The following is an 8,973-nucleotide window of genomic DNA, read 5'->3' on the forward strand; positions in this document are numbered from 1 at the left end:
ACTACCACCAGGGAGCGGCAATCATGAAGACCACGGATCGTACGCCTGGGCCGAGGGTCATGTCTTACCGCTGCACGCACGTGACCGATCCCTGCCGCATCAAGGGCTGTAACCAAGGGGACGCGGGAATGCTGCTGCCGGTAGCCTGACCTGTAGCACCACCCGTTGCCTAGCCAGGAGATCTCCGTGACTACCACAACCACTTCAGCGTCTGTCAGCAACCAGTCGCTCGCCGATCTCGACCCCGAGATCGCAGCTGTCCTCAACCAGGAACTCGGCCGCCAGCGCGGCACCCTGGAAATGATCGCCTCCGAAAACTTCGCCCCCCGCGCCGTCATGGAAGCCCAGGGCTCCGTCCTGACCAACAAGTACGCCGAGGGTTACCCGGGCCGCCGCTACTACGGCGGTTGTGAGTACGTCGACGTCGCTGAGCAGCTCGCCATCGACCGCGTCAAGGAACTGTTCGGCGCCGAGTACGCCAACGTCCAGCCGCACTCCGGTGCCCAGGCAAACGCTGCAGCACTCTCGGCCATGATCACCCCCGGCGACAAGATCCTTGGCCTGTCCCTGGCACACGGTGGGCACCTGACCCACGGCATGAAGCTGAACTTCTCCGGCAAGCTCTACAACGTAGCTGCTTACCAGGTGGAAGAAGAGAACTTCCGCATCGACATGGACAAGCTGCGCGAGCAGGCCATCGCCGAGAAGCCGCAGGTCATCATCGCCGGTTGGTCTGCCTACCCGCGCCACCTCGACTTCGCTGCCTTCCGCTCCATCGCCGACGAGGTTGGCGCACTCCTCTGGACGGACATGGCGCACTTCGCCGGCCTGGTTGCAGCAGGACTGCACCCCAGCCCGGTGCCGTACTCCGACGTCGTCACCTCCACGGTCCACAAGACCCTGGCCGGCCCCCGTTCCGGTGTGATCCTGGGCAAGCAGGAGTGGGCCAAGAAGCTGAACTCCAGCGTCTTCCCGGGCCAGCAGGGCGGTCCGCTCATGCATGTGATCGCCGCGAAGGCCGTTGCCTTCAAGATCGCCGGCGGCGAGGAGTTCAAGGAACGCCAGGAGCGCGTGCTCGAGGGTGCCAAGATCATCGCCGACCGCCTGAACCAGTCCGACGTCGCCGAAGCCGGCGTCTCGGTCCTCACCGGCGGCACCGACGTTCACCTGGTGCTGGTTGACCTCCGCAACTCCCAGCTGGACGGCCAGCAGGCCGAGGACCTCCTGCATTCGGTGGGCATCACCGTGAACCGCAACTCTGTTCCGTTCGACCCCCGCCCGCCGATGGTCACCTCCGGCCTCCGCATTGGTACCCCTGCCCTGGCTACCCGCGGATTCGGTGCTGCCGAGTTCACCGAGGTTGCCGAGATCATCGCCGCCGCGCTGAAGGCCGGTTCGGCTACGGACGTGGAAGCCCTCCAGGCACGCGTTGACAAGCTGGCCGCTGACTTCCCGCTGTACCCGCAGCACGAGCAGTGGTAATCCGCATTTTCCGCGGTTAGACAAGCAATACCCGGGCTCTGACCCGGAGCCGACGGGATCCGCCGCCACACCTACGGCGGCGGGTCCCGTTGGCATGGGCCTCCTATGAGGCTTTTTCACACAGGTCACCCACCAGAAAGAGCAGATGGAATGACACAGTCCACCGCACAGATCCTTGACGGCAAGGCCACAGCCGCAGCTATCAAGGCAGAACTGACCACTCGCGTTTCCGTCCTCGCCGCCAAGGGAATCGTCCCGGGCCTGGGCACCATCCTGGTGGGCTCGGACCCCGGCAGCACCTGGTACGTCGGCGGCAAGCACAAGGACTGCGCCGAGGTTGGCATCCAGTCCATCCGCCGCGACCTCCCCGAGGACATCAGCCAGGAAGACCTCCTGGAGGCTGTCCGCGAGCTCAACGACAACCCGGAATGCACCGGCTACATCGTCCAGCTTCCCTTGCCCAAGCACATCGACCAGGACGTCATCCTCGAAGCCATGGATCCTGACAAGGACGCCGATGGCCTGCACCCCATGAACCTTGGCCGCCTGGTGGCCAACGTCAACGGCGAAATGACGTCCCCGTTGCCCTGCACGCCCAAGGGCTGTGTGGAGTTGCTCCGCCGCCACAACATTGAACTCAAGGGCAAGCGCGTCCTGGTGGTCGGCCGCGGCGTCACCATCGGCCGCCCCATCGGACTGCTGTTGACCCGCAAGGAAGTCAACGCCACGGTCATTCTTGCCCACACCGGAACGGTGGACCTTCCCGCAGAACTGAAGCAGGCCGACGTCGTGATCGCCGCTGCCGGCGTGCCGCACATGATCAAGGCAGAGGACCTCAAGCCGGGCGCCATAGTGCTCGACGTCGGCGTCAGCCGTGTGGATGACGGCAACGGCAAGGCTGTTGTCACCGGAGATGTGGACCCGGCAGCTGCCGACGTCGCCGCCTGGCTGTCCCCGAACCCGGGCGGCGTGGGTCCGATGACCCGTGCCATGCTGCTCGCGAACGTCGTGGAGAGCGCTGAACGCCAGGCCGGCATCGCCTAGTTCCGGACGCGTCTTTCGAGGGGGCTCTTGCAGGAATATCTGCAAGAGCCCTTTCACATGTCAGTGGGCACTACTAGTCTGCTGAGGGTGCACAATGAAGCAACCCGCTCCCCGACACCGTCACCAACACCGTCAGAATCGTTGCAGTCCAGCCTCGACATGAACCGACCCTCTGTCATCAGCGCGCGGAACCTCACCAAGGCCTATGGTGACCTCACCGCCGTGGACAACATCTCCTTCGACGTACCGGCGGGGGAGTCCTTTGGGCTGCTGGGCCCCAATGGTGCGGGCAAATCCACCACCATGAAAATGATCGGTGGCGTCTCCCAGCGAACCTCCGGCTCGCTGACCATCATGGGCTTGGATCCCGAGTCGCACGGCCCTGAGGTGAGGGCGCATCTCGGGGTGGTTCCGCAGCAGGACAACCTTGACGAAGAGCTGAAAGTCCGCGAGAACCTGATCGTCTATGGGCGCTACTTCGGCCTGCCCCTGAGCTATCTGAAGCCGAAAGCCGATGAACTGCTGGAATTCGCGCAGCTGACGGATAAGGCCAATTCCAAGGTGGACGCACTTTCCGGCGGCATGAAACGCAGGCTCACCATCGCGCGGTCGCTGATCAACGAGCCCCGCATCCTGCTCCTGGATGAGCCCACTACCGGCCTTGATCCGCAGGCGCGCCACATCCTCTGGGACCGGCTGTTCCGGCTCAAGGAAAGCGGCGTAACCCTGATCCTCACCACGCACTACATGGATGAAGCCGAACAGCTCTGCGACCGCCTGATCGTGGTGGACAAGGGCCGGATCATGGCCGAGGGGTCCCCGGCGACCCTCATCCGCGAGCACTCTTCGCGCGAAGTACTTGAGCTCAGGTTCGGGTCCGAGCGGAACGCGAGCATCGGCGTCGAGCTTCAAGGCATCGGTGAGCGGCTGGAGACGCTGCCGGACCGCGTGCTCATCTATGCACACGATGGCGAGGCCGCGCTGGAGCAGGTCACTGCCCGCGGGCTGCACCCGATGACCTCGCTGGTGCGCCGATCCTCGCTGGAGGACGTGTTCCTGCGGCTGACCGGCAGGAGCCTCGTTGACTGACAAACCACTTACGACGGCGGTGCCACCGTTGCGGGCCCACTCACCTGAGGTGTCGGCTGCCCGGGCACGACGCTGGGGTTCGTTCTTCTACGCGGAGCAGGTGCTTCGCGTCATGCGCAACTACGGCTGGTCCGTGATCCTGTACAGCGTAGGGCAGCCGGTGGCGTACTTGTTCGCCATGGGGGTGGGGCTGGCCAGCCTGGTGGATGCCAACAGCGAGGCAGCATTCGGCGGCGTGAGCTACCTGGAGTTTGTGGCCCCGGCCCTGTTGGTCTCCGCAGCGGTGATGACGGCATCGGGGGAGTTCTCGTACCCCATCATGGACGGTTTCAAGTGGCGCCGGGTGTTCTACGGTCCGCACGCCTCACCGTTGATTCCGCAGCAGATCGCCAGTGGACACATCATGGCCAGTTCCCTGAGGTTCCTCCTGCAATCGGTGGTCTACTTCGCGGTGGTGGCCATGTTTGGCGCTTCGCCGAGCCCGTGGGGATGGGTATCGGCCGTCGTGGCAACGGTGGCGGCACTGTCCTTCGGTTTGCCGCTGATGGCCTACGCCGCAAGCATCAAGCAGGACAAAGGTCAGTTCGCGTTGGTGCAGCGGTTCATCGTCATGCCACTGTTCCTGTTCTCCGGGACGTTCTTCCCGCTCGATTCGCTGCCTATGGCTGTTCGTTGGATCGGCTGGATTTCGCCGGTGTGGCACGGAACCGAGTTGGGACGGGTCTTCACCTACGGAATGGACCAGAATCCGTTGCTGACCATCACCCATGTGGTGTTCCTGCTGGCCACAGCCACCGTGGGGTGGGTGCTGGTGCGCCGCCAATTCGTGAAAAGGATGGGCTCATGAGTGTCCTGACGGACGGCCACAGCGCCACGGACCTGGCCCGTGAGCGTAAGTTCGGTTCGCTCTATTCCCGCAACGCAAAAGCCGTGGTGGGCCGCGGGCTCATGGCGGCCAAGTCCAGCACCTGGCTGGTCATGGTCTCCGGGTTCTTTGAGCCGGTGCTGTTCCTGCTGGCCATGGGGGTGGGCATGGGCTCGATCGTGGGCACTGTCCAAGGTCCTGGTGGTGAGGAGATCAGTTACGCCGCCTACATTGCGCCCGCGCTCCTGGCGGTCTCGGCGATGAACGGAGCCATTTACGACTCCACGTGGAACGTTTTCTTCAAGATGAACTTCGCCAAGCTGTACCAAGGGATGCTCTACACCTCCTTGGGGCCGCTTGATGTGGCGATCGGGGAGATCTTCCTGGCCCTCCTTCGGGGTTTGCTCTACGCCACCGGATTCACCGCCGTCATGGGTGTCATGGGTCTGCTTACCAGTTGGTGGGCCATCCTGGTTATCCCGGCCTCGGTGCTGATCGCATTCGGTTTCGCGAGCTTCGGGATGGGCATCACCAGCTTCATGAAGACCTTCCAACAGATGGACTGGATCAACTTCTTCCTGCTGCCCATGTTCCTGTTCAGCGCTACGTTCTATCCGCTCAGCGTCTACCCCCAAGTCATCCAGTGGTTCATCCAGGCCATGCCCCTATGGCACGGAGTGGAGTTGCTGCGGCAGATCAGCGTGGGCTCCTTCAGCCCTGCCACGGCAATCCACGTGGGCTATTACGTGCTGATGATCGCTCTCGGAATCATGCTGACCACCCGAAGGCTACGCCAGCTGTTCCTGAAGTGATGGAGTTTTTGTACAGCTAATGCCCCGAAAGCGGCGTCTTGGGGGCATTAGCTGTACAAAAACCCGAGGCTTGGGGGCCGGTGTTCGCCGTCCGTGGAAGCTGGCACGGGCACCTGCAGGCATTTGAGAGAATGGATCCATGCAATCTCTCGGTGACCCGCACCCGTCCACGTCTCCCGCCGGTAAAGGCATGTTCAAGGGCTTCCGCATTGGCGGCCTGGGGATGACCGTTGTCATCATCGCGTTCCTGGTGGCCGTGATCTTCGCGGCCAACCAGAACGATGTTGTGGGTTGGGTCGTCGCAGTAGTGGCCTTCGGTTGGCTGGCCCTGGCCACCTTCGTGGTGCTGAGCATCCGCAGGGCCGCGCAGCGTGCCGGCGCCAAGCTGACCGAAGCGCAAAACGCGTTCAACGCCGCAGCCGGCCGCGCGCCGTCGTCGTCCGCTGCCGACAGCGGCGGAACCCGGGTCGTCGCCGAACGCAGCAAGGCCGACGAGGTTCGCGACCTCAAGCTGGATCATTCCTTCAAGATTGTCCAGGTGCAGGTCCGCGTAGTGGACGAGGAACGCGCCAAGGGCGCTGCGGCAGATCAGGACACCATCAACCGCGCCCTGGAAACCATTGCCATTACGGCCACCAATGCGCGCGACATGATCAAGTCCTCCGGCGGCTCGGACGAGCCCGTGGCCGGCACCATCATCGACTAGAGTGGACCGGGTGAGTACGGCATTGAAGAAGGACTTCCTTCGCATCGCGTCAGTTAACGTCAACGGCCTCAGGGCTGCCTACAAGAACGGCATGGCGGAATGGCTGGAGCCGCGCGAGGTTGACATTCTCTGCCTCCAGGAAGTCCGCGCACCTGATGACATCGTCAGGAAGCTGATCGGCGAAGGCTGGCACATCCTGCACACCGAAGCCGAGGCCAAGGGCCGGGCCGGTGTAGCAATTGCTTCCCGTGAAGAGCCCACGGCCACGCGAACAGGGATCGGCGATTCCTATTTCGACACCTCAGGCCGCTGGGTTGAAGCCGACTTCACTGTGAAGAACGCGGCCGGTGAACCCACCACCCTGACCGTTGTCAGCGCCTACGTGCACTCCGGAGAAGTCGGAACTCCCAAGCAGGACGACAAATTCCGCTTCCTCGACGCCATGACTGTCCGCTTGCCGGAACTTGCCAAGCACAGCGACCATGCGTTGGTGGTGGGGGACCTCAACGTCGGACACACAGAACTGGACATCAAGAACTGGAAGGGCAACGTCAAGCGTGCCGGCTTCCTCCCCGAGGAGCGCGCTTACTTTGACCGCTTCCTCGGCGAAGAAATCGGATGGAGGGATGTCCACAGGGGCCTGGCAGGAAATGTCGCCGGCCCCTACACCTGGTGGTCCCAGCGCGGTAAAGCCTTTGACACCGACACAGGCTGGCGCATCGACTACCACCTGGCAACCCCGGACCTCGCTGCAGCCGCGTTCTCGGCTGTCGTTGACCGGGCGCCTTCGTGGGACACCCGCTTCTCCGACCACGCACCGCTGGTAGTCGACTACCGGCTCTAAGCTCCCTAAGGTATTCCTCCATGACTAGTTCCACCACGACTGAAACCGGCACTGCAGCGGTACCGCAGACCAGCACGTCCACCAAGCTTGCCGTTGGCGCCAAGCACCGCGTCCTGTCCGGCATGCAGCCCTCCGCTGACTCCCTGCACTTGGGCAACTATCTTGGCGCCTTGGTCAACTGGGTGCGGATGCAGGACGAGTACGATGCCGTGTACTTCATCCCGGACCTGCACGCTATTACGGTCCCGCAGGATCCGGCCGAGCTCGCGCGGCGCACCCGCGTTACGGCTGCCCAGTACATCGCCGGTGGCGTTGACGTGAACAAGTGCACCCTGTTCGTCCAGTCCCAGGTCCCTGAGCACGCTCAGCTCGCCTGGGTCCTGAACTGCATCACCGGCATGGGTGAGGCAGCCCGCATGACGCAGTTCAAAGACAAGGCGCAGAAGCAGGGATCGGACCACGCCAGCGTTGGCCTGTTCACGTACCCCATCCTTCAGGCCGCCGATATTCTCCTCTACCAGCCGCACGGTGTGCCCGTGGGTGAAGATCAGCGCCAGCATGTGGAACTCAGCCGGGACCTCGCCAACCGCTTCAACAGCCGGTTCGGGGAGACATTCCAAGTGCCCCAGGCCTTCATCCAGAAGGAATCGGCAAAGATCTACGATCTCCAGAACCCCACCGCCAAGATGTCCAAGTCAGCGGAATCGCCGGCCGGGCTGATCAATCTCCTGGACGACCCCAAGACTGTGGCCAAGCGCATCAAGTCAGCGGTGACGGACACGGAAACCGAGATCCGCTACGACCGCGAGAACAAGCCGGGCGTTTCGAACCTGCTGACCATCTACTCGGCCATCAGCGGAACACCGGTGGAGAAGATCGTGGCCGACTACCAGGGCAAAATGTACGGCCACCTTAAGGTTGACCTCGCAGAACTCGTCTCGGGGCACCTGGCACCCATCCGGGAGCGGGCCAACGAGCTCTTGGCCGATCCTGCGGAACTGGACCGGCTCCTGGCCCTGGGCGCAGACAAGGCTCGCGAAATTGCCTCGGCCACCTTGGCGGACGTCTATGCCAAGGTCGGCTTCCTGCCCTACCGCGGAGATGCCCACCGCCACCTGGGAGCCCGCTAACTCCATGTGCTCCGCTGGCCAGCTCAACGTCAAGACCGACACCCGCAAGGGTGTCGGTCCGGACGACTCTCGCCAGACAGGTGTTTCCGGCAGCGACTGCGGCGATGGCGACACCATGTGTGTCGGTGTCATCCTCGGTTTCCCGCCGGAGATCGCCCGCGAACTGCAGGAATGGCGGGCCTCTTTCGGTGACCCCATGGCTGAGGTCATTCCTGCCCACATCACGCTGATTACCACTACGCCCACCCAGGATTGGGACGCCACCCGCGAGCATGTCCGGGAAGTAGCCCGGACCCAGGAACCCTTCCACATCACCATTTCAGGCACGGGTTCTTTCCGGCCCGTCTCACCGGTGGTATTCGTCAACGTGGAAGAAGGCTTTGAAGAGTGCGTGCAGTTGCACGAGAAACTTCAAACCGGGCCGCTTGAACGGTTGCTGCCCTTCCCGTATCACCCGCATGTCACTGTGGCTCACGATGTTGCCCAGGAAAATCTTGATGAGGCCGAAACGGTCCTCAGAGATTACCGGGCCACCTTCCCTGTGGTTAGCATGGGACTTTACGAGCACGACACCAATGGAATATGGCAGCTACGGGAAGAGCTCGACTTTGGCGGCGATACTGACGAAGAACAGCAAGCGGATTCAGGCCACACAGGCGGACGTTCCTCCGCTGCCAACTGAGCTGGCCAAGCTCAAACTCGAGCTGCTCCGCAAGAGGCAGGACTGGGGCCAGGCCAAGCGGGCCGGCGAAGGGCTGCCGAAGAAGGCAGGAGCATTCTTTGCCCTCTTCATGGCCAGGCTGAACACCAACCGTGCCATGCGCGCATTCCAGCACTACACGCGGCAACATGGGCCCCTGCTGAGTGCCGGCATCGGATTCAACATGTTCTTCTCCGTGACGGGTTTGCTGACCACGGGTTTCGCGATCGCCGGCATCGTCCTCGGTGGCAACCCTGTGCTGGAAGACGCTGTCATCGGCAGTGTGGCATCCGCGGCGCCC

The 8,973-nt window shown here is 63.0% G+C and carries 9 protein-coding genes and 1 pseudogene; all 10 read left to right on the plus strand.

Annotation, left to right across the window (positions count from 1 at the left end; all coding sequences use genetic code 11):
- Positions 1-186 precede the first annotated feature (186 nt).
- Complete coding sequence (gene glyA, locus HP499_RS16280) at positions 187-1,482, plus strand: serine hydroxymethyltransferase (protein WP_172325265.1); 1,296 nt, start codon at positions 187-189, stop codon at positions 1,480-1,482.
- Positions 1,483-1,632: 150 nt separating this feature from the next.
- Entirely contained in the window at positions 1,633-2,526 is an 894-nt protein-coding gene (locus HP499_RS16285; RefSeq protein ID WP_172325266.1) for a bifunctional methylenetetrahydrofolate dehydrogenase/methenyltetrahydrofolate cyclohydrolase, read from the plus strand.
- Between the two features lie 159 nt (positions 2,527-2,685).
- Positions 2,686-3,615 carry an ABC transporter ATP-binding protein gene (locus HP499_RS16290; protein WP_172325267.1) on the plus strand — a complete coding sequence of 310 codons (930 nt, stop codon included), beginning with the start codon at positions 2,686-2,688 and terminating at the stop codon, positions 3,613-3,615.
- The gene (locus HP499_RS16295) at positions 3,608-4,462 is read left to right on the plus strand and encodes an ABC transporter permease (protein ID WP_172325268.1); all 855 of its coding nucleotides are present in this window, start codon (positions 3,608-3,610) and stop codon (positions 4,460-4,462) included. The genes HP499_RS16290 and HP499_RS16295 overlap by 8 nt, the downstream gene beginning before the upstream one ends.
- Complete coding sequence (locus HP499_RS16300) at positions 4,459-5,292, plus strand: ABC transporter permease (protein WP_172325269.1); 834 nt, start codon at positions 4,459-4,461, stop codon at positions 5,290-5,292. The genes HP499_RS16295 and HP499_RS16300 overlap by 4 nt, the downstream gene beginning before the upstream one ends.
- A gap of 139 nt (positions 5,293-5,431) precedes the next feature.
- Positions 5,432-5,998 (plus strand): hypothetical protein, encoded by a 567-nt coding sequence (locus HP499_RS16305; RefSeq protein WP_172325270.1) that lies wholly within the window; start codon positions 5,432-5,434, stop codon positions 5,996-5,998.
- A gap of 10 nt (positions 5,999-6,008) precedes the next feature.
- Complete coding sequence (locus HP499_RS16310) at positions 6,009-6,842, plus strand: exodeoxyribonuclease III (RefSeq protein ID WP_172325271.1); 834 nt, start codon at positions 6,009-6,011, stop codon at positions 6,840-6,842.
- Between the two features lie 20 nt (positions 6,843-6,862).
- A complete protein-coding gene (trpS, locus tag HP499_RS16315; protein WP_172325272.1) occupies positions 6,863-7,972 on the plus strand; it encodes a tryptophan--tRNA ligase in 1,110 nt (369 codons plus the stop codon).
- A 4-nt stretch (positions 7,973-7,976) separates the two neighbouring features.
- Positions 7,977-8,654: a 2'-5' RNA ligase family protein gene (locus tag HP499_RS16320; RefSeq protein WP_172325273.1), complete on the plus strand. Its 678-nt coding sequence runs from the start codon at positions 7,977-7,979 to the stop codon at positions 8,652-8,654.
- Positions 8,581-8,973, plus strand: a pseudogene (locus tag HP499_RS16325) (YihY/virulence factor BrkB family protein); the annotation flags it as partial. The gene HP499_RS16320 and the pseudogene HP499_RS16325, both read left to right, overlap by 74 nt.

The organism is Paenarthrobacter sp. CM16, from assembly GCF_013179505.1.
GTDB lineage: Bacteria > Actinomycetota > Actinomycetes > Actinomycetales > Micrococcaceae > Arthrobacter.

Excerpts from the sequence above, each read along its gene's own strand:
- HP499_RS16285 (WP_172325266.1), top strand. The coding sequence starts at position 1,633 with ATGACACAGTCCACCGCACAGATCCTTGACGGCAAGGCCACAGCCGCA.
- HP499_RS16320 (WP_172325273.1), top strand. The coding sequence starts at position 7,977 with ATGTGCTCCGCTGGCCAGCTCAACGTCAAGACCGACACCCGCAAGGGT.
- trpS (WP_172325272.1), top strand. The coding sequence starts at position 6,863 with ATGACTAGTTCCACCACGACTGAAACCGGCACTGCAGCGGTACCGCAG.
- HP499_RS16305 (WP_172325270.1), top strand. The coding sequence starts at position 5,432 with ATGCAATCTCTCGGTGACCCGCACCCGTCCACGTCTCCCGCCGGTAAA.
- HP499_RS16290 (WP_172325267.1), top strand. The coding sequence starts at position 2,686 with ATGAACCGACCCTCTGTCATCAGCGCGCGGAACCTCACCAAGGCCTAT.
- HP499_RS16300 (WP_172325269.1), top strand. The coding sequence starts at position 4,459 with ATGAGTGTCCTGACGGACGGCCACAGCGCCACGGACCTGGCCCGTGAG.